We start from the raw sequence: 20196 nt of genomic DNA, 5'->3' as shown, positions 1-20196 counted from the left end.
TGTCGCCCGCCGGACGTCGCGCCGGCGGGCGGCGGACCGGTCGCCGCCGGTCCGCGGAACCGAGCCAACCAGCTTTTCCGCGCCCGGGGAGGGGCCAGTGGCCACCCGCGTGGCCGGCCCCTCCCCCGAGCGGCCGGAGCTGCTGGAATGGAGGGTTCGGCCGCGCCGACCCGGGTAGGTAGGCAGCGCCGCCGAACCGCGTCAGGAGCAGCCCAGATGAGCACCATGCCGAGCGACCGGACCCCGGACAGTACGCTGGCGTTCCTTCGGGAGGGCTACCGCTTCGTCGGCGACCGCTGCGACCGCCTCGGCACCGACGTCTTCCAGACCCGGCTGCTGCTGGAGCCGACGATCTGCCTGCGCGGCCGGGAGGCCGCCGAGCTGTTCTACGACGAGGAGCGGTTCGTCCGGCGCGGCGCCATGCCGGTGCGCGGGCAACGCACGCTCACCGGCGTCGGCGGCGTGCAGGGCCTCGACGGACAGGCTCACCTGGTCCGCAAGGCGATGTTCATGTCGATCATGACCCCGGCCGCGATCCGCCGCCTCGGGGAGATCTTCGACGAGCAGTGGCGGGCCCAGCTCCAGGTCTGGGCGGGCAGCGGCCCGGTGGCGCTCTACGACGAGGTGGGCCGGATCCTGACCCGGACGGTCTGGGCCTGGGCCGGGGTGCCGCTGGCCGAGGCCGACGTGCCGCGCCGCACCGCCGAGATGCACGCGATGATCGAGGCGCCGGCCGCAGTGGGCCCCCGGCACTGGCGCGGACGGCTCGGCCGCCGGCACGCGCAACGCTGGGCCGGCGAGCTGATCGAGCGGGTACGCGCGGGCGCGGTGCCCGCCCCGGAGGGCAGCGCGCTGGCGGTCGTGGCCGGGCACCGGGACGAACGGGGCCTGCCGCTGCCCCGCCGGATCGCCGCGGTGGAGCTGCTGAACGTGCTGCGTCCCACCGTCGCGGTGGACCGGTACGTGGTCTTCGCCGCGCTGGCGCTGCACGACCACCCGCACTGGCGGGACCGGCTACCCGGCGACGACGCCGCGACCGAGCAGTTCGTGCAGGAGGTACGGCGCTACTACCCGTTCTTCCCGGTCGCCGCGGCCCGGGTGCGCCGCTCGTTCCGGTGGCGGGGGTATGCGTTCCCACAGGGCCGGCGGGTGCTGCTCGACCTGTACGGCACGAACCACCACCCCGACGTGTGGCCCGAGCCGGAACGGTTCCGCCCGGAGCGCTTCGCCGGGTGGCGGGACGACCCGTTCGGCCTGGTCCCGCAGGGCGGCGGCGACCACTACACCGGCCACCGCTGCGCCGGAGAATGGATCACGATCGAGCTGATGAAGCGGGCGGTGACGAACCTGACCGGCGCGATGACCTACCGCGTACCGCCGCAGGACCTGGCGCTCGACCTCGGCGCCATGCCGGCGTTGCCGCCCGGCGGGCTGGTGCTCGACGGGATACGACCGGCCGAGGGGGTACGCCCGCCGCGCTGACTCGGGCGCACCCCCGCGTGCTCACGCGGCCTGCGGGTGCAGCACGGTACGCAGGCAGCCGTCCTCCTTCTTCTCGAAGATCTCGTAGCCCCGGGCGCCCTGTTCCAGCGACATCGGATGGGTGGCCAGGTAGCCGGGGTCGATCTCGCCGGCTGCGACCCGGTCCAGCAGCATCGGGATGTAACGCTGGGCGTGCATCTGTCCCATCCGCAGCACCAGGGCCTTGTTCATGGCCGCGCCGAGCGGGAACTTGTCCACCAGGCCGCCGTACACGCCGACGATGCTCACCGTGCCGCCCTTGCGAGCCGCCATGATCGCCTGCCGGACGGAGGTGGGCCGGTCGGTCTGCGCGCGTACCGTCTGCTTGGCCTTGTCGTACGCGTAGACCGGGCCGACGTCGTGCGACTCCATGCCGACGGCCTCGATGCAGGCGTCCGGGCCGCGCCCGGCGGTCATCTCCCGCAGCGCCTCCAGCACGTCGGTCTCGGCGTAGTTGATCGTCTCCACGCCGAGGCGCTGCGCCGCGGTGGCGAGCCGCTCCGGCAGCCGGTCGATGACAACGACGCGCTCGGCACCGAGGATCTGCGCGGACCGGGCCGCCATCTGACCGACGCCACCGGCGCCCCAGACCGCTACCACCTCGCCGCCCTTGAGGTCGCAGAAGTCGGCGGCCATCCAGCCGGTCGGCATCGCGTCGGAGGCGAACACGACGGAGTCGTCCGGTACCCCGTCCGGCACTGTGAACGCGCCGACGTCGCCGAACGGCACCCGGATGTACTCGGCGTGGCTGCCCGAGTAGCCGCCGGCCGCGTGCGAGTAGCCGAGGATGCCGGCGGGCGAGTGACCCCACAGCTTCTCGGTGAAGACCGGCTGCGGGTTGGAGTTGTCGCAGAGCGAGAACTGCTCGGTGCGGCAGTACCAGCACGAGCCGCAGGCCACCACCGACCCGACCACGACCCGGTCGCCGACGGAGATCCGGCGCACGTCCGGGCCGGTCTCGACCACCTCGCCCATGAACTCGTGGCCGAGGATGTCACCCTCACGCATCGCCGGCAGGTAGCCGTTGATCAGGTGCAGGTCGGAGCCGCAGACGCTGCTCGCGCGGACCTTGACGATGATGTCGCCGCCGGACCTGACGGTCGGCTCCGGCACGTCCCGCACCGCCAGCTTGCCGACCCCCTCCCAGCACAACGCCCTCACGGCCGTCCTCCCGCCATCAGCTTCTCGCGTACCTTGTCCGTCGCCCGTTCCTGCCGTGGGCTGCGGCCGGACGGGTCGTGCCGGGTGTCGAGCACCTGCCCGGTCTCGACCAGCGACTTGATCCGGCGCAGCGTGGTGCGCAGCGCCAGGTCCGGGTCGCCGCCGCCGGCCAGGCCGACCACCCGCCGGATCGGTCCGGAGCGCCACCGCAGCTCGGCCCGGATCTCGGTGCCCCGGTCCTGCGGAGCGGCGGTCAGCTCGACCCGGCCGCGCTGGGCGACCGGCCCGTCGGTGACCCGCCAGCTCAACCGGCCCGGCCCGTCGACGGTGATCTCGGCCCGCCACCCGGTGCCGCCGCCGGCCGGGTCGGCCGCCACGCAGCGCCACCGGTTCGCGTCGATCTGCTCCAGCGTGGCCCACTCCGCCAGGCCACGGTCGAGCCGTTCCCGGTCGGCCCAGAAGCCGACCACCTCGTCCATCGGCCGGTCCACGGTGATCCCGCGGTGCACCACGTACCAGCCGTCCTCCCGGTCGGGCTGGTGCCGGTGCCGCCGCCGCGCCACCGTCCGGGTGACCCCGAGGGCGGTCACCGCGGCGGCGCCGGCCAGCGCCCATCTCGTCGCGTTGCTGGGCATCACGTCTCCTCCCGACTCGGACCGTCCGTATTCGGCTGCGCTACCCGGCGCAGCCCGCCCGAAACGGTTTCAGCAGCCGCATTCCGGGCAAGTCGCGTGACCCGACACGAGGGGGAGGGCGACGTGACCCGACCGACCGCCGCACAGCCGCGCGACGAGGGCGCCGTGTCCGCGCCGGTCCGGCTGCCGATGACGTACGTCCTGCCGCTTCGCGCCCACGACGACGACGGTCTGGACGAGCTGACCGGGTACCTGCGCGAGCTGAGCCGCTGGGTCGACGTGGTGGTGGTCGACGGATCGCCGCCGGAACTGTTCGCCCGGCACGCCGGCGCCTGGCGCGAGCTGGTGCGGCACGTGCCGCCGGACCCGGCCTTGCACGGCCGCAACGGCAAGGTGCTCGGTGTGCTCACCGGCGTCGCGCTGGCCCGGCACGAGCACGTGGTGATCGCCGACGACGACGTCCGGTACGACCGCCCCGCCCTGTGCGCCGTGCACCAGATGCTGGACGGGGTGGACCTGGTTCGGCCGCAGAACCACTTCGACCCGCTGCCCTGGCATGCCTGGTGGGACACCGGCCGGACGCTGCTCGCCCGCACGTTCGGCGGCGACTGGCCGGGCACGCTCGCGGTACGGCGGAGCACGTTCCTGTCGATGGGCGGCTACGACCCCGACGTGCTCTTCGAGAACCTGGAACTGGTCCGGACCGTGCGCGCGTACGGCGGCAGCACCGCCACCCCGGCGTGGCTGTACGTGCGGCGGCTACCGCCGACCGCCGCGCATTTCCTCGGGCAGCGCGTCCGCCAGGCGTACGACGAGACGGCCCGTCCGGTGTGGCTGCTCGCCGCGCTGGCGGTGCTGCCCGCGGCGGCGGTCGCGCTCGCCACCGGCCGGCCCGGCCTGCTGCTGCGCGCCGGAGTGGCCACCGTCGCGGTGGCCGAGTTGGGCCGGCGACGGGCCGGTGGCACCCACATCTTCCCGGCGCACACGAGCCTGGCCGCGCCCGCCTGGGTGCTGGAACGTGGCCTGTGCGCCTGGCTGGCGGTGGCACGGCGGCTAGGCGGCGGGCTGCCCTACGCGGGAGCCCGGCTGCGGACGGCGGCCCACCCCTCACGGGTCCTGCGCCGGCGGATGACACGGCGCCGCCCCGACGATCTGGTGCTCTGGGTGGAGGCCGGGGCGATGCCCCCACCGCTGCGCGCCGAGGTGTAAGGAAGGGCCCCTTTTTATCGCCTGGGCGATAAAAAGGGGCCCTTCCTTACAGTTCAGGACCGCGCCTGCTCGGCGCTGTGCCGGACGTCGTGGGCGGCGGCGCGGCCGTCGTCCTTGACCGTGTACGCGGCGTCCTGCGCGGTGGCCTTCACCGACTCGGCGGCGTGCTGCGCCGGCTCGCGCAGCTCCTCCTTCAGCTCACCGGCGACCTCGCCCAGCTTCTCCTTCACCACCCCGCCGTGCTCGGCGGCCTTCTCCTTGACCTGCGCGGCGACCTGCTGCTCGCGGCGGGTGGCCGGGATCAGCGAGGAGACCAGCATGCCGACACCGAAGGCGATCACCCCGGCGGCGATCGGGTTGCCCTCGGACTTCTGCCGCACCACCTGCGGCGCCCGGTGGGCGGCGTCGCTCACCGAGGCCGCGGCGGACTGCGCCTTGTCGCCCACCGAGGAGGCCATCGAGGAGGCGTGGTCGCCCACCGAGTGGGCGGCGTGGCCGGAGCTGTGGCCGAGGTCCGAAGCGGTTCCCATCACCTTGTCCTTCACGTTCGTCAGCGCGCTGCGGACGCGCTGCTTGCGGTCGTCGACGATGCGGCTCGGGCTGACCTTGTACGCCAGGGCGTCCACGTCCGAGCTGAGGTTGTTGCGGGTGGCTTCGATCTCGCGGCGGATCTGCTCGGGATCGGTGCTCATCGGGTGACTCCCTCCGGGTGCGGCTTGAGCGCGTCGGGGATGCGCTGCACGCTGTCGTTCGTCTGCTTCAGGCCGCGGATCCGCTCGGCGTTCTTCTTGCCCATCGAGTACAGGACCGCCGCGACCGCGGCCCAGATGACGGCCACGATCAGCGCGGCCAGCCCGGAGTCCATGACGTTGTCGAGGAACTGCCAGATCGCGATCGAGACGAAGAGCGCCACCATGTAGCCGCCGAAGCCGGCGCCGCCGAACAGGCCGGCGGCCTTCCCCGCCTTCTTGCCCTCCTGGCGGATCTCGGCCTTGGCCAGTTCCACCTCCTGGCGCATCAGCGTGGACAGGTCGGTGGTGACCTGGCGCATCAGGTCGCCGAGCGAACTGCCGCGCACCTCGTCGGCGTGGGGCGGGGCGCCCGCCGCCTGGTAGCCGGGGTCCTGCGTGGGTACGGTCATGCCGTCGCCTCCCTTCTGCCGGTGCGGCCGGTCACGGCCGGGGAGCGCCGGTCGACGGGACGCCCGGCAGCGGGTCGGTGCGCTCCGGCGGGGGCAGCGGCTGGCCGGTGCCGCCCGCCGGGTCGGCCCAGGTGTTCGGGGCGCCGCCACCCGGGTAGGTCGCGCCCGGCGCGGAGTAGCCCGGGTCCGGCTCGGCGTAGCTGCCCGGCGTCGGGTCGAGGTAGCCGCCCGGCGGCACCTGGTCCGGCACCTCACGGGCGGTCGGGATGACGGCGGTGCGGTCCGGGTCGTACGCCGGCCGCGCAGTGCTGTCGTCGCCGAGCGCGGTGATGTTGCGGGTGAGCCGCCCGGCGACCACGCCGAGCAGCGCCGCGCCGACGAGGAACGTGCCCGGGTTGCGGCGGGCGTAGGTCTTCACCTCGTTGAGCAGGTCGCCCGGCTCGCGCTGCTCCAGCCACCCGGCCACGCCGTGCACGCGCTCGGCCGCCTGGTGGGCCAGCTCGGTGACCGGCCCGGAGCCGCCACCCTGCTGCGCCATGGTGCGCATCTCGTCGGCGAGCGACCGCAGTCCGCTCGCGGCGCGCTGCTGCTGCTGACCGGCCTGCGCGGTGACCTGGCCTCGGGCCTCGCCGTAGAGGTCGCGGGCCTGCCGCTTGGCCTCGCCCACCACCTCCCGGCCCTGCTCCTTGGCGGTCTGCGCGACCGCGCCGCCCGCGTGTGCGGCGTCGGAGCCGACCTGGCGCGCCTGGTCACGCACGCCGCCACCGTTCGTCGACTGGTACGTCGCAGACGTGGGGGAAAGATCCTGAGTCATGGTGTCCCTTCCGCTCGTGTGTTCCCAGCGGGTGTCGTCGGGGGGTCACGCGGATCGTTTCCGCGTGACAACTGCCCTACCCCAGGCCGGTCGGTCCATTCCTGATTCGTGATTTCTCTGCGGGACCGACCCGCTCCGGTCAGAGAATGGAATGCCCGCCCGCCCGGGCGGCGGCCAGTTCACGGGGGTGACGGGGATGGCACGTGACGTGCGCGAACACGCGTCTGCCCGGCCTGCGGTGCAGAAGGTCGCCCTCGCGGCGGCGGCCCTCTTCACACTCCTCGGCGTGCTCGGCTTCGTGCCCGGCGTCACCACCCACTACGGCGAGATGACGTTCGCCGGGCACCACTCCGAGGCGAAGCTGCTCGGGGTGTTCCAGGTGTCGGTGCTGCACAACCTGCTGCACCTGTCGTTCGGGCTGGTCGGCCTGGTGATGGCCCGGCGGCTGGGCGGGGCGCGGGTGTTCCTGACCGGCGGCGGCGCGCTCTACCTGATGCTGTGGCTGTACGGCTTCGCCATCGACCGGGACACCTCGATGAACTTCGTGCCGGTCAACGACGCCGACAACTGGCTGCACCTGTTCCTCGGCTTCGGCATGCTCGCCGCCGGCCTGCTGCTCAACAACAACCTCGGCACCGGCACCCGGGTGGAGGCTCCCTTCGATCGCCCATGACCAGGCACGACCCGCCGATCCGGAGTTTGCCCCGGCCGGCACAGTCAGGCCGGGGGCGACGGCGATCGGGGCGAGGAGGTCAGGCGATGGTGTTCGAGCGTCAGGCCGCCACCGGCAGCCGCTTGGCGAAGCAGACGCTGTACGGGTTGTCCACGTACTCGCCGTAGACCGGGATCGGCTCGTAACCGCTGGACCGGTAGAGCCCGATCGCGGCCGGCAGGTAGATGCCCGTCTCCAGGCACACCGTCCGGTGCCCCTGCTGGAACGCCAGCTCCTCCAGCGCCACCAGCAGCTGCCGGGCGATGCCCCGCCCCCGGTACGCCGGCCGCACGTACATCCGCTTCAGCTCGCCGGTGTCGGCGTCGAGCGCCTGGAGGCCGCCGCAGCCGACCGCCCGGCCGCCCACCACGACGGCCAGATAGTGGATGTCGGTGTGCACGACTGTGACCTGCCCGTCCAACCCGCCGTCCGCGTCGCGCAGCTCACGCTGCTGGGCGACGACGAGCGCGGCGATCTCCGGATCGGTGGCGGGGCGGGACTCGATCAACATGCCCGTACGTTAGATCAGCCGGATTTCGCGCAGGTTTCCCACCATCGACCCGCAAACGGCTACTCGGCGTCCGCTTCCGCCGCGGGCGCGGCCTCGACCTCGTCCTCCGGCCGGACCCGGCGGGCCTTGCGGGCCGCCAGCCGGTCGGACGCCGACGGGCGGTTCGACTTCTCCTCCAGCCGTACGTCGGTGCCCCGGTTACCGGGCACGAAGTCGGCACCGGCGTAGAGCGTCGGCTGCCAGTCGAACTCCCGGTCGCCGATGCGCACCAGGTCACCGGCCTGCGCACCGGCCTTCGCGAGCTTCTCCTCGACGCCGAGGCGGGCCAGCCGGTCGGCCAGGTAACCCACCGCCTCGTCGTTGTCGAAGTTGGTCTGCTTGACCCAGCGCTCCGGCCGGCTGCCGCGCACCGTGTACGACCCGTCCGGCTCGGCCTCGATGGTGAAGCCGGCGTCGTCGACCGCCTTCGGGCGGATCACGACCCGGGTCGGCTCGGCCGGCGGGGCGGCGCGACGGCCCTGGTCGACCAGCTCCGCCATCGCGTACGTCAGCTCGCGCAGGCCCTCCCGGGTGGCGGCCGAGACGTCGAACACGCGCAGGCCACGCGCCTCCAGGTCGGGGCGGACGATGTCGGCGAGGTCCTTGCCGTCCGGCACGTCGACCTTGTTGAGCGCGACCAGCCGGGGCCGGTCGGCCAAGCCGCCGTACTGGGACAGCTCCGACTCGATGGCGTCGATGTCGGCGAGCGGGTCGCGGCCGGGCTCCAGCGTCGCGGTGTCGATCACGTGCACCAGCACGGCGCAGCGCTCGACGTGGCGGAGGAACTCCAGGCCCAGGCCCTTGCCGCTGGCCGCACCAGGGATCAGGCCCGGTACGTCGGCGACGGTGAAGGTGTGGTTGTCCACCCGGACCACGCCCAGGTTGGGCACCAGCGTGGTGAACGGGTAGTCGGCGATCTTCGGCTTGGCCGCGGAGATCACCGAGATCAGCGACGACTTGCCGGCCGACGGGAAGCCGACCAGGCCCACGTCGGCGACGCTCTTGAGTTCCAGCACCACGTCCAGCCGGTCGCCGGGCTCGCCCAGCTCGGCGAAGCCCGGTGCCTTGCGGCGGGCGTTGGCAAGCGAGGCGTTGCCGCGCCCGCCCCGGCCGCCCCGGGCCGCCTCGAACGTGGTGCCGACGCCGACCATGTCGGCCAGCACCTCGCCGTCGAGGCTCTGCACCACGGTGCCGTTCGGCACCTTGATGACCAGGTCACGCCCGTTGGCGCCGTCCCGGTTCGAGCCGGCGCCACCCTTGCCGTTCTCGGCCTTCAGGTGTGGCCGGAAGTGGAAGTCGAGCAGCGTGGTGACCTGCGGGTCGACCACCAGTGACACGCTGCCGCCGTGGCCGCCGTTGCCGCCGTCCGGCCCGCCGAACGGCTTGAACTTCTCCCGGTGGATCGAGACACAGCCGTGCCCGCCGTCGCCGGCCTGCATGTGCAGGACGACCCGGTCAACGAACGTCGTCACGACGCCAATCCTTCCAGCGGGGTCCGCCCCGCACGGGGAAAAGCGAAGCGGGCCGGGACTCGAGGTCCGCGGCCCGCAACGCTTTCGGAACTACTGCTGCGGCACGATGCTGACGGTCTTGCGACCGCGCTTGGTGCCGAACTGCACCGAGCCGGCGGCCAGCGCGAACAGCGTGTCGTCGCCGCCACGGCCGACCAGGTCACCGGGGTGGAACTTGGTGCCACGCTGACGGATGAGGATCTCACCCGCGCTGACGACCTGACCACCGAAGCGCTTCACGCCGAGTCGCTGGGCCGCGGAGTCACGGCCGTTACGCGAGCTGGACGCACCCTTTTTGTGAGCCATTGGAGGACGACCTACTTCCCGCTGGAGATGCCGGTCACCTTGACCTGGGTCAGCGGCTGGCGGTGACCCTGGCGCTTGTGGTAGCCGGTCTTGTTCTTGAACTTGTGGATCCGGATCTTCGGGCCCTTGGTGTGCGCGGCGATCTCGCCGGACACCGCGACCTTGGCGAGCTTCGCCGCGTCGGTCACCAGGTCGTCACCGTCGACGAGGAGCACCGCGGTGAGCTTCACCGCGTCGCCGGGGGCACCGGCGAGCTTCTCGACCTCGATCACGTCGCCCTCGGCGACCTTGTACTGCTTGCCGCCGGTCTTGACGATCGCGTACATCGGAGGCGGACTCCCTGTCGTTGAGGCTACTGGCGTCTATTCCACCGCTGTCGGCTGTCACACCGTTCGCGGTCGTTCCCACGGCGTCTCGCCGGGAGCCGTGACACCGGCAGCGCGGGCACGCGGGAACTCGGCCCACCAAAAGTGCGCCGCAGGCAAGCGTACGCCATACCCGCCCCGCCCCCCAAACCGGGCTGCCGGTCGGTGCCCCTGCGCCCGGATCGGCGGGCACGACAGGGCCCCCGCTCCGCCGGGAAGAGGCGGGGCGAGGGCCCGGTTCGCGCAGGTCAGCGCGTCAAGACCTCACGGCCGGGTACGCCGCCGGGCGCCGCCGCGGCGTGCCCGCCGGCGCGGAGCGCCGCTGTCGTCGTCGTTGTCCCCGTCACCGATCGCGTCCGGGTCGTCGGCGGCGGCCAGCCGGGCCGACTTGCCCTCCTGGCTGTCCGCGACCGCCGGGGCGGCGGGCATGTCCGTCTCGAACCGGGACAGGTCGTAGCCCTGGGTGTCGTAGTAGTCGTCGTCGTTCTCGACCACCTCGGCGACGGTCCGCTCCGGCATGACCGGCGCGGCCGGCGGCTCGACCTGCGCAGCCGGCTGCTCCGGCGCGGCGGCCTCGGCCGCGGGCTTCTCCGCGGCGGCCTTGCGGCCCCGGCGGCGGCCGGTCTTCTCCTCGGCCGGCGCGGCGACCGCCGAGGCGACCGCCTTGACCTTCTCCCCCGCCCCGGCGCGCGGCTTCTCCGGCACCGGCTCGGTGTGGATGATCACGCCCCGGCCCTTGCAGCACTCGCAGGTCTCGCTGAACGCCTCCAGCAGGCCCGCGCCGATGCGCTTGCGGGTCATCTGCACCAGGCCGAGTGAGGTGATCTCGGTGACCTGGTGCTTCGTACGGTCCCGGCCGAGGCACTCGGTGAGCCGGCGCAGCACCAGCTCCCGGTTCGACTCCAGCACCATGTCGATGAAGTCGATCACCACGATGCCGCCGAGGTCACGCAGCCGGAGCTGGCGCACGATCTCCTCGGCCGCCTCCAGGTTGTTGCGGGTGACGGTCTCCTCCAGGTTGCCCCCGGAGCCGGTGTACTTGCCGGTGTTGACGTCGACGACAGTCATCGCCTCGGTGCGGTCGATCACCAGCGAGCCGCCCGAGGGGAGGAAGACCTTCCGGTCCAGCCCCTTGAGGATCTGCTCGTCGATCCGGTACTCGGCGAACACGTCCGCCACCCCGGCGTGCCGGCGCAGCCGCGCCACCAGGTCCGGCGACACGTGCGACAGGTACGACTCGACCAGGTCGTACGCGGGCTCGCCCTCGATGACCAGCTCGCGGAAGTCCTCGTTGAAGAGGTCCCGGACCACCCGGATGACCAGGTCCGGCTCCTCGTAGAGCAGCACCGGCGCGCCACCCTCGGTCGCCTTGGCCTGGATGTCCTCCCACTGCGCCTGGAGCCGCTTGACGTCACGCGCCAGCTCGTCCTCGCTGGCGCCCTCGGCCGCGGTCCGGACAATCACCCCGGCGCCGTCCGGCACCAGCTTCTTCAGCACGTCCCGCAGCCGCTTGCGCTCGGTGTCGGGCAGCTTGCGGCTGATCCCGGAGGCGTTGCCGTTGGGCACGTAGACCAGGTGCCGGCCGGAGAGCGCGATGTGGCTGGTCAGCCGCGCGCCCTTGTGCCCGATCGGGTCCTTGGTCACCTGCACCAGCACCGAGTCGCCCGAGCGCAGCGCCTGCTCGATCGAGCGGGCCCGGCCCTCCAGGCCGGTGGCGTCCCAGTTGACCTCGCCGGCGTACAGGACCGCGTTGCGCCCGCGCCCGATGTCGACGAAGGCCGCCTCCATGCTCGGCAGGACGTTCTGGACCTTGCCCAGGTAGACGTTGCCGGCCATGGTGCCGGACGAGTTCCGCGTGACGTAGTGCTCCACGAGCACGCCGTCCTCGAGCACGGCGATCTGGGTGCGGTCGCCGCGCTGGCGGACCACCATCACCCGGTCCACCGCCTCGCGACGGGCCAGGAACTCCGACTCGCTCAGGATCGGCGGCCGCGTACGCCGCTGCTCGCGGCCGTCCCGGCGGCGCTGCCGCTTGGCCTCCAGCCGGGTCGAGCCGGAGACGCCCTGCACCTCGTCGACCGGCTTGCGCGGCTCACGGATCTTGACGACGGTCGGCACGCCGTCCTCGGCGGCGGTGTCCGCCTCCCCGGCGCCCCGGCGGCGACGACGGCGACGGCGGCGGGTCATCCCCTCGCCCTCGTCCTCCTCGTCCTCCGCGGGCTCCTCGGCCTCGCCCTCGGCGGCCTCGGCCGCGGCGGCGGGCTCCTCGACGTCCTCGTCGTCGGCCTCGTCCGCGCCGCCCTTGCCCCGGCCCCGGCCCCGGCGGCCCCGGCGACGGCGACGGCGGCCCGCGGCCGTCTCGTCGTCCTCGTCCCCCTCGGCAGGCTCCTCGGCCTCGGCGGTGGGCTCCTCCTCGGCGGCCTCCGGCTCGGCCTCGGCCTCGACCTCGACCGGCTCGACCTCACGGCGGCCGCGACGGCGACGCCGGCCGGTCTCGACCGTTTCCTCGATCGGCTCCTCGGCGGCCGGGTACGTCACCTGGACGGCCGGCGCCTCGTCGGGCTGCGGCGCCATGAACAGGACGGTCGGCGCGGAGAGCGCGGCACGACGCCGGCGGCTGGTGGCGGGCGGTGTCTCGGCCGGCTCCTCGGCCGCGCGCGGCACGGCGGCGCCCGTCGCGTCCGCCGGGCCGCCGCGGGCCAGCTTCACCTCTTCGGTACGCGCAGCCGCGGCGCTCGCGTCCGCAACCGCCTCGGCGTCCTCGTCCTCGACGTCCGCGCCGGTGGTCTCGACGATGCCGGACGGGCCGGCGGTGCTCACCGTGCCGGCGGCCTTGTTGCCGCGGGTGGTGGCCCTGCGCCGGCCGGTGGGGGCCTGCGCGGCGGTCCCGGCGGCGGCACCCGCGGTCTCCGCGATCCCTGCGCTCTCCGCGGCGGCGGCTTCGCCGGGTGCGGCGGCCTCGCCGCCGTCGATGTCGGCGCGTCCCTCGGCGATCAGGTCGCCCCCGGGCGCGGAGACCGGTCCGTCGATCACGCCGTCCGCGGGCGCCTGCCCCGCGGCGGCGGTCTCCTCCGGCGCGACGTTCTCGGCAGCCGGCGGCGTGGCCTTGCGACGACGGGTCCGGGTCACCTTGACCGGCGGCACGACCTCCTTCGAGGCGGCCTCCACACCGGCCGCCGCCACCGGCTCCTCGACCGCCTTCGCCGGGGTCGCCTTGCGACGCCGCCGGGTGGTCTTCGGCGCGGTGTCCAGTTCGCCGGCCACCGGCGCGAGCACCTCGGCCTGCGGCGACTCACCGCTGCCGGTGACCGTCGTGGACGCCTCGACCGGCGCATCGGTCTGCTCCGGCTGGTTCAGCGGGGCGGCCCTGCGGCGGCTGGCCCGTTTACGGGCCGGCGGCTTGGTCTCGGCGACACCCTCCGCGACGGTGCCGCCTTCCGCGGTGCCGCCTTCCGCGGTGGTGCCGGAGGCGGCACCCTCGGTGCCGGCAGAGGTCGCACTCGCGGCGCTGCCGGAGGCGGTGGTCGCGCTGTCGGCGGTCGTCCCGGCCGGCTCTGCGCCGGTCCGTTCGCCGCCCTCGGGCTCGTTCTCGAGCATGGACGTTCTCCAGTTCTGGCCGCCCCGGGCGCGGGTGAGCGCTGCCACGCAGGGTTGCCGCAAAGGTGTTTCCGCCGGGCGCGCAAACGCGCGACCGCCGAAGTCTGCCTGCCAGAGCGTTGACCGACGGTCAGCGCTCTCCGATGGTTGCCCCGTCGCGATCCGCTTCCAACGGATCGACGATCTCGCCCTGCGCGGTCAGCGTGCCCTGCGCCAGCCGGATCACCTTCGGGGTGACCGGCGGCTCCAGGGCGGCCACCGCGCGGAGGCCGGACAGGACGTCATCGGGCCGAACGGACGGGGTGACCTGCCGCACGACCAGTTCGAGTATCGCACACGGTACGGCCGCCGCCCCGGAAGGCGTCTCAGCCGGAGCCATGGCATCGATCGTCACCACTGCCGCGCGGGCGTCGAACGTACGCCGCCCCTGCTTGGTCATCCGCTCGACCTGGATCTCCTCGGCGGCGGTGAAGGCCGCCACAGCCTCCGCGAGCACCTTCGGATCGACCTCGGGCAGCTCGATCCGCCAGTACGACGCCTCGATCCGGTCCGCCAGGCTGCCGCCGGTGGCCTCCACCGCGTCGAGCACGTCGAGTCCGGGCGAGAGCGCGGCGTCGAGCGCCGCACGCAGCCCCGCCGGGTCGACCGGCTCACGGAGCCCGATCTCCAGGTACTCCGCCTCGCTCGCCACTCCCGTCGGGGCGGCCGAGGCGTACGAGATCTTCGGGTGCGGGGTGAACCCCTGGGAGAAGGCGATCGGCACGCCGGCCCGGCGCAGCGCACGCTCGAAGGCCCGGGCGAAGTCGCGGTGCGAGGTGAAGCGCAGCGGCCCACGCTTGGCGTACCGGATACGGACCCGCTGGACGACGGGGGCCTGGCCGCCCTCGGGTTGAGGCTTTCTGGCGATCGTGAGCTCCTCGGCTGTGCCTGCGTATCTGTCTCATCCTGACGCAGCGCCCACCGCGCCCCACACCCGGGGCCACTCCACCCACCCCAAACCCCCGCAAACCACCGCCCGCACCACACCCCCGTCCCGCCACACCCCGGCGATCATGAAGTTGGCGACACGATCGGAGATCGACTTCGCCGTCAACCTCATGATCGTCAGGTTGGGGCGTGCGGGCTCTGCCCGGGTGGGGTGTGGGGGGCCTGGCCCTGGGGCGGGTAGGCGCCGGGTGGACCGTGGCCGGGCGGCGGGGCGGCCACGCGACCGGCGGGCACCGGCGGGCCGTGCCCACCACCGTCCATCCGGTCCAGCGCCTCGTCCGGGATCGAGCCGGCCTCGGCCAGCTCGCGCCGGTGACGGCGACGGTTCCAGATCAGGAACACCCCGAGCGCCAGCAGCACCACGAGTGCCACGGCGATGCCGATCCCGATCACCATGACCTGCTGGTCGGTGGGGCCGCCCCGGTCGCCGTACTTCGTCACGTCGAAGTTGTCGTCCTCGGCGGCGGCCGGCGGCGCGGACGCGCTCGGCGCGGCGGCCCCGAGCAGCGGATTCGCCGACACCGACGGCACCTCGGCGGTGAGCGCCGCCACCGGGTCGATCCGCCCGAAGCCGAACCGCGGGTCGCGGCCGGGCGGGCCGGCATCCCGGGCGGTACGGATCATCCGGTTGATCACGTCCGGCGCGGAGAGCTTCGGGAACTTCGACCGGATCAGCGCCGCGACGCCGGACACGACGGCGGCGGCGTCGGAGGTGCCGTCACCCCAGCCGTAGCCCCGATCCGGGCCGATGTTGTAGACCTCGTCGCCGGGTGCGGCGATCACCGCTTCCGGGCCCTGGGCCGACCCCGACCAGAAACCCCCGCCCCGGACCGTGCCGGTCACCGCGATCACGCCGGGGATCTTGGCAGGTGAGACGACGTCCGGGCCAGCCCGCCGGACGTTGCCGGCGGCGGCCACCACGACCACGTCGCGCTCCAGCGCGTACCGGATCGCGGCCTCCTCGGTCTCCTCCACCGGCCCGGCGCCGCCGTACGACAGGTTGAGCACCTTCGCCCCGCCGTCGACAGCCATCCGGATGCCGGTCGCGGAGTCGTCCTTGGTGGCCGCCGCGCCGACGGGCTTACGGATGGGCAGGATCCGGGCGTCGGGCGCGATGCCGACCACCCCGGTCCCGTTGGCCGCGATGATCCCGGCCATGTGGGTGCCGTGGCCGTCCGGGTCGCGCCGGCCGTCACCGGAGTCGCGGGTGCTGCCCCCGGCCAGGACCCGGCCCCGCATGTCGGGGTGCCCGGCGTCGACGCCGGTGTCCAGCACGCCGACGACGACGCCCCGCCCGGTGGAGATCTGATGCGCCCGGTCGATCCGCAGCTCGTCCAGATACCACTGTTCGGCGCGCCGCGGCGCGGCGACCGCCGGCTGGGCGGCACCCAGCAGCATCAATCCGGCAAGCAGACCGGCCGCCACCGGCCGGAGCGCGCCGACGTGCACCGTCATCCGTCTGTCCTCATCGCAGGATGCCCGGGGACGCACCGTCACCGGCGCCCCACGGATCGTCGTCCTCAGTCAACCATGACGAGTGGCCCGCCGCGTCGCCGCCGTGACCGGCGCCGCCGTGACCGCCCATCATTCCGCCGCCCACCATCCCGGCGCCGGCCATCCCGCCACGCGCGCCGCCCGTACCGCCCGGTCCCGCCGCGGCCGCGGCCTTCAGCGCACTGGCCGCGCTGGTCAGTGGCGGAACCTTGCCGTTGCCGCCGCCGACCATGCCGGGCAGGCCGCCCATGGCCATGCCGCCGACCGCGCCGGTCCCGCCGCCGATCCCGCCGACCGCGCCCAGGCCCGCCCCGCCGCCGCCGAAGCCGCCACCGGCGCTCAGCCCGCCCGCGCCACCGGCGCTCAGCCCGCCCGCGCCACCGGCGCTCAGTCCGCCCGCGCCACCACCCAGGCCGAGCGTGCCCGGCCCACCGGCGGTGATCGTGCCGGGCCCGCCCGCGCCGGCCAGGCCACTGCCGTACTCCGGGGTGCCCGAGCCGGGGGCACCACCGAGTTCGGGGATCCCCCCGGTGGTCGGCGGAGTGTAGGAGCCGCCGGGAGTGCCGCCACCCGGCAGGCCGCCGCCGGGCCCGCCGGAGGGCGGCGTGAACGAGCCGCCGCCGGGCGTGCCGCCACCACCGATGCCGGTGCTGCCGATGGACAGCATGGGGCCGCCACCACCGGCGGGCGCGCCACCGCCGGGCGCACCGCCACCGGGCAGGCCGCCGCCGGGCACACCCGTCGGGGGGACCCGCGGCTCGCCGCGGTAGCCGTCGCCCATCTCGCTGTCGGTGGGGCGGGGTACGGCCAGCTTGGGGCGTTCGGCCTCGACCGCGGCCGGCAACGGCGACATCGCCGCGTTGGCCGCCTTCTGGTTGTCGTTGTACCAGTTGTCGAGGTGCGACTTGGTGTCCCACCAGCCGCCGCGCTTCTGGTCGCTGGCGTTGCCGTCGATCTTCATGGTGGCTTCGAGGTCGTCGGCCTTGTCGCGGAACGCGCCGTCGGCGTACAGCGCCTGGTTGCTCTGGTAGTCGCTGCGCAGGACGGCGAGGAAGCCGGACTGGCTCTCACCGTCGCGCGCGTCGTCCAGCTCGGTGCCGCCGGGCAGGCTCCACTCGTTCCAGCCGAAGTTGTCCATCAGCGGGATCGGAATGCTCGCCACCGTCTTGCGGATGTCACCCTCGATCCGCGTCAGCGCGCCACTGACGTTGCTGGCGTACGTGACGAGTTCCTCGATCTGCTTGCCGATGTCGCCGAGGTGCTCGCGGTACGCGTCGCCGCCGCTGCCCGTCCAGCCGGCGAGCATCCCGGGGAGGCCGCCGGTGTGCGGGCGCTCCTGCCCGGCCGCGACCGGGCCGACGAACGAGCGACCGACGAGCGAGTCGCGCAGGTGGCCGAGCGCGGTGGCGAGGTTCTTCCAGCCCGCGCCGACCGATCCGACGGTTTCCGGGTCCGCCGAGAGCGTCACCTCACGGACGCAGCGCTCCCAGGTGCCTGCTGCCATGACCGTCTCCCCCTCAGGCCGTGTACGGGTAGCTGGGCTGCTGCCCGGCGTCCGGCGGCGGCGCCGCGGACTCCAGCAGCCGCTCGATGTCCCTACCGTTGGCCGCGTTGCGGGCCTCGGCGTCGCGGAACGCCTTGGCGATGTCCTGTGTGCCCTGCTTCAGGCCGGCCAGCTTCAGGGAGATGGCCTTCAGGTGAGCCTCCATGCTGGCCGTCGACGTGGTCAGCGCCTGCCACTGCATCCGGGCGTCCTCGTACGCGCCGAACGGCGTGCCGTTGGGCACCGTCTGCGCGTTGCCGCTGTCGCCCTTCATCCGCTCCTTGATGCGCTCCATCTCCCATGAGATGGTGTCCTCGACGTACTGCTTGAGGCGCTCGATGTATTCGGCCGCCGCATCCAGGTCCTCGACGCTGACGTGCAGATCGCCGGTGTCCGGCGGATTGATGCCCATCCTGACTGTCCTCCCCGCTGCCGGCCCCGGCCGGTCCACTACGGACGCAGCGTATCGAGGAAGAACCAGTCGGGGCACCCCACCCCGCGTACCGCGGCGGTCACCGGGGGAAGACGACGGAGCGCGGGAACCCGATCGGGTTCCCGCGCTCCGGTGGGTGCGGGCGGCCTCAGCCCTGAGCGGCGGCGGGCAGCTTCAGTCCGTTGACCGGGGTCAGCGGCAGCAGCTTGCGGCCGGTCGGGCCGATCTGGATCTCGGTGTCCATGGCCGGGCAGACACCGCAGTCGAAGCAGGGGGTCCAGCGGCAGTCGTCCTGCTCGTACTCCGACAGCGAGTCCTGCCAGTCCTGCCAGAGCCAGTCCTTGTCCAGGCCGGAGTCGAGGTGGTCCCAGGGCAGGACCTCCAGCTCCTCGCGCTGCCGGGTGGTGTACCAGTCGAGGTCCACGCCGTACGCCGGCAGCACCTCGGCGGCGGCGTCCACCCACCGCTGGTACGAGAAGTGCTCGCTCCAGCCGTCGAACCGGCCGCCGCTCTCCCAAACCTTGCGGATCACCGCGCCGACCCGGCGGTCCCCCCGGGACAGCAGGCCCTCGATCAGCGACGGCTCGCCGTCGTGGTAGCGGAAGCCGATCGCCCGGCCCAGCGACCGGTCGCTGTTGATCGCCTGCTTGAGCAGCTTGAGCCGGGCGTCGATGACCTCCGGCCGCTCCATCGAGGCCCACTGGAACGGGGTGTGCGGCTTCGGCACGAACCCGCCGATGGAGACCGTGCAGCGGATGTCCTTGGACCCGGTCGCGGCGCGGCCGGCCCGGATCACCTCGTGCGCCATGTCGGCGATCTCCAGGACGTCGGAGTCGGTCTCGGTGGGCAGGCCGCACATGAAGTAGAGCTTCACCTGCCGCCAGCCGTTTGAGTACGCGGTGACCACGGTGCGGATGAGGTCTTCCTTCGACACCATCTTGTTGATCACCTTGCGGATCCGCTCCGACCCGCCCTCCGGGGCGAAGGTCAGACCGGTCCGGCGTCCGTTGCGGGACAGCTCCTGGGCCAGGTCGATGTTGAACGCGTCCACCCGGGTCGACGGCAGCGACAGCGAGACGTTAGTGCCCGCGTACTGCTCGGCCAGGCCGGAACACATGTCGCCGATCTCCGAGTGGTCGGCCGACGACAGCGACAGCAGGCCGACCTCGTGGAAGCCGGAGAACTCCAGCCCCTGCTGCACCATCTGGCCGACAGTGGTGATGGAACGCTCCCGCACCGGGCGGGTGATCATGCCGGCCTGGCAGAAGCGGCAGCCACGGGTGCAGCCCCGGAAGATCTCCACCGCGTACCGCTCGTGGACCGTCTCGGCGAGCGGAACCAGGGGCTTCTTCGGGTACGGCCAGGCGTCCAGGTCCATCGTCGTGCGCTTGTGCACCCGGAACGGCACGTCCGGGCGGTTCGGCACGACCCGCTGGATCCGGCCGTCCGGCAGGTAGTCGACGTCGTAGAAGCGCGGCACGTAGACGCTCTCGGTGCGGGCCAGCCGCAGCAGCAGCTCGTCCCGGCCGCCCGGGGAACCCTCGGCCTTCCATTCCCGGACGATGGCGGTGATCTCCAGCACCGCCTCCTCGCCGTCGCCGAGCACCGCGGCGTCGACGAAGTCGGCGATCGGCTCCGGGTTGAACGCGGCGTGCCCACCGGCCATGATCACCGGGTCGGCGTCGGTGCGGTCGGCGGCGAGCAGCGGGATGCCGGCGAGGTCGATCGCGGTGAGCAGATTGGTGTAGCCCAGCTCGGTGGAGAAGGAGACGCCGAACACGTCGAAGTCGCGGACCGGGCGGTGGGCGTCGACGGTGAACTGCGGCACGCTGTGGGCGCGCATCAGCTTCTCCAGGTCGGGCCAGACCGCGTACGTCCGCTCGGCGAGCACGTCGGGCAGCTCGTTGAGCACCTCGTACAGGATCTGCACGCCCTGGTTGGGCAGGCCCACCTCGTACGCGTCCGGATACATCAGCGCCCACCGGACGGTCGCGGCGTCCCAGTCCTTGACCACCGCTCCCAGCTCTCCACCCACGTACTGGATGGGCTTGGTCACCTGCGGCAGCAACGGCTCCAGCCGGGGCCAGACGGAGTTGGCGGCGGCGGGACGCGGGGTCGTGGACGGGGCACTCATGATGCCCAAGCGTACGCGGTGCCCCCGCCTTCGCCCGCGCCCGCGCCCGTGTCCGTCGCGTTGATCAAGGAGTTCGTGTGCCG

General features: G+C 73.4%; 18 protein-coding genes. 3 read left to right on the top strand and 15 right to left on the bottom strand.

The annotated features are described in order from the left end of the window. Window positions 1-216 precede the first annotated feature (216 nt). Entirely contained in the window at window positions 217-1482 is a 1266-nt protein-coding gene (locus tag GA0070215_RS20915) for a cytochrome P450 (RefSeq protein WP_091048844.1), read from the top strand. Between the two features lie 21 nt (window positions 1483-1503). On the opposite strand, the gene GA0070215_RS20910 is transcribed toward GA0070215_RS20915, so the two are convergent. Then, the gene (locus GA0070215_RS20910; RefSeq protein WP_026268336.1) at window positions 1504-2682 is read right to left on the bottom strand and encodes a zinc-dependent alcohol dehydrogenase; all 1179 of its coding nucleotides are present in this window, start codon (window positions 2680-2682) and stop codon (window positions 1504-1506) included. Continuing rightward, a complete protein-coding gene (locus GA0070215_RS20905) occupies window positions 2679-3317 on the bottom strand; it encodes an SRPBCC family protein (RefSeq protein ID WP_091048839.1) in 639 nt (212 codons plus the stop codon). Before GA0070215_RS20905 ends, GA0070215_RS20910 begins: the two co-directional genes overlap by 4 nt. 123 nt (window positions 3318-3440) lie before the next feature. On the opposite strand from GA0070215_RS20905, the gene GA0070215_RS20900 reads away from it, so the two are divergent. Then, window positions 3441-4526 carry a glycosyltransferase family 2 protein gene (locus GA0070215_RS20900; protein WP_091048968.1) on the top strand — a complete coding sequence of 362 codons (1086 nt, stop codon included), beginning with the start codon at window positions 3441-3443 and terminating at the stop codon, window positions 4524-4526. Between the two features lie 53 nt (window positions 4527-4579). Here the strand turns inward: GA0070215_RS20900 and GA0070215_RS20895 are convergent, their stop codons facing one another. The 3 genes from GA0070215_RS20895 to GA0070215_RS20885 are packed head-to-tail and all read right to left on the bottom strand — an operon-like array spanning window position 4580 to window position 6424. Next, window positions 4580-5218 (bottom strand): DUF3618 domain-containing protein, encoded by a 639-nt coding sequence (locus GA0070215_RS20895; protein WP_018787296.1) that lies wholly within the window; start codon window positions 5216-5218, stop codon window positions 4580-4582. Then, the gene (locus GA0070215_RS20890; RefSeq protein ID WP_018787295.1) at window positions 5215-5667 is read right to left on the bottom strand and encodes a phage holin family protein; all 453 of its coding nucleotides are present in this window, start codon (window positions 5665-5667) and stop codon (window positions 5215-5217) included. Before GA0070215_RS20890 ends, GA0070215_RS20895 begins: the two co-directional genes overlap by 4 nt. A gap of 31 nt (window positions 5668-5698) precedes the next feature. Then, the gene (locus GA0070215_RS20885; protein ID WP_018787294.1) at window positions 5699-6424 is read right to left on the bottom strand and encodes a hypothetical protein; all 726 of its coding nucleotides are present in this window, start codon (window positions 6422-6424) and stop codon (window positions 5699-5701) included. 265 nt (window positions 6425-6689) lie between these two features. Between GA0070215_RS20885 and GA0070215_RS20880 the strand changes: the two genes are divergently transcribed. Beyond that, window positions 6690-7154 (top strand): DUF4383 domain-containing protein, encoded by a 465-nt coding sequence (locus tag GA0070215_RS20880; protein WP_026268334.1) that lies wholly within the window; start codon window positions 6690-6692, stop codon window positions 7152-7154. 100 nt (window positions 7155-7254) lie between these two features. On the opposite strand, the gene GA0070215_RS20875 is transcribed toward GA0070215_RS20880, so the two are convergent. The 10 genes from GA0070215_RS20875 to GA0070215_RS20830 all read right to left on the bottom strand — a co-directional run bounded on the left by GA0070215_RS20875 (window position 7255) and on the right by GA0070215_RS20830 (window position 20113). Then, window positions 7255-7704, bottom strand: a complete 450-nt coding sequence (locus tag GA0070215_RS20875) for a GNAT family N-acetyltransferase (protein ID WP_018787292.1) — start codon at window positions 7702-7704, stop codon at window positions 7255-7257. A gap of 59 nt (window positions 7705-7763) precedes the next feature. After that, window positions 7764-9215 carry a GTPase ObgE gene (gene obgE / locus GA0070215_RS20870; protein ID WP_018787291.1) on the bottom strand — a complete coding sequence of 484 codons (1452 nt, stop codon included), beginning with the start codon at window positions 9213-9215 and terminating at the stop codon, window positions 7764-7766. A gap of 90 nt (window positions 9216-9305) precedes the next feature. Further along, window positions 9306-9560, bottom strand: a complete 255-nt coding sequence (gene rpmA, locus GA0070215_RS20865; protein WP_013288010.1) for a 50S ribosomal protein L27 — start codon at window positions 9558-9560, stop codon at window positions 9306-9308. An 11-nt stretch (window positions 9561-9571) separates the two neighbouring features. Further along, window positions 9572-9886, bottom strand: coding sequence for a 50S ribosomal protein L21 (rplU, locus tag GA0070215_RS20860; RefSeq protein ID WP_018787289.1), 315 nt, complete (start codon window positions 9884-9886; stop codon window positions 9572-9574). A gap of 303 nt (window positions 9887-10189) precedes the next feature. Next, window positions 10190-13522 (bottom strand): Rne/Rng family ribonuclease, encoded by a 3333-nt coding sequence (locus GA0070215_RS20855; RefSeq protein WP_091048835.1) that lies wholly within the window; start codon window positions 13520-13522, stop codon window positions 10190-10192. Window positions 13523-13652: 130 nt separating this feature from the next. Next, window positions 13653-14372 (bottom strand): TIGR03936 family radical SAM-associated protein, encoded by a 720-nt coding sequence (locus GA0070215_RS20850; RefSeq protein WP_081635974.1) that lies wholly within the window; start codon window positions 14370-14372, stop codon window positions 13653-13655. Between the two features lie 254 nt (window positions 14373-14626). After that, window positions 14627-15964, bottom strand: coding sequence for a type VII secretion-associated serine protease mycosin (mycP, locus tag GA0070215_RS20845; RefSeq protein WP_091048830.1), 1338 nt, complete (start codon window positions 15962-15964; stop codon window positions 14627-14629). Between the two features lie 10 nt (window positions 15965-15974). Beyond that, window positions 15975-17507, bottom strand: a complete 1533-nt coding sequence (locus GA0070215_RS20840) for a hypothetical protein (RefSeq protein ID WP_091048827.1) — start codon at window positions 17505-17507, stop codon at window positions 15975-15977. Window positions 17508-17520: 13 nt separating this feature from the next. Next, entirely contained in the window at window positions 17521-17958 is a 438-nt protein-coding gene (locus tag GA0070215_RS20835; protein ID WP_091048821.1) for a hypothetical protein, read from the bottom strand. A 169-nt stretch (window positions 17959-18127) separates the two neighbouring features. Beyond that, on the bottom strand, window positions 18128-20113 hold the full coding sequence (locus tag GA0070215_RS20830; RefSeq protein WP_091048816.1) for a TIGR03960 family B12-binding radical SAM protein: 1986 nt from the start codon (window positions 20111-20113) through the stop codon (window positions 18128-18130). Window positions 20114-20196 lie beyond the last annotated feature (83 nt).

Origin of the sequence: Micromonospora marina (assembly GCF_900091565.1) — a bacterium.
Lineage (GTDB): Bacteria > Actinomycetota > Actinomycetes > Mycobacteriales > Micromonosporaceae > Micromonospora > Micromonospora marina.
This window is presented reverse-complemented; position numbering and strand designations above follow the sequence as displayed.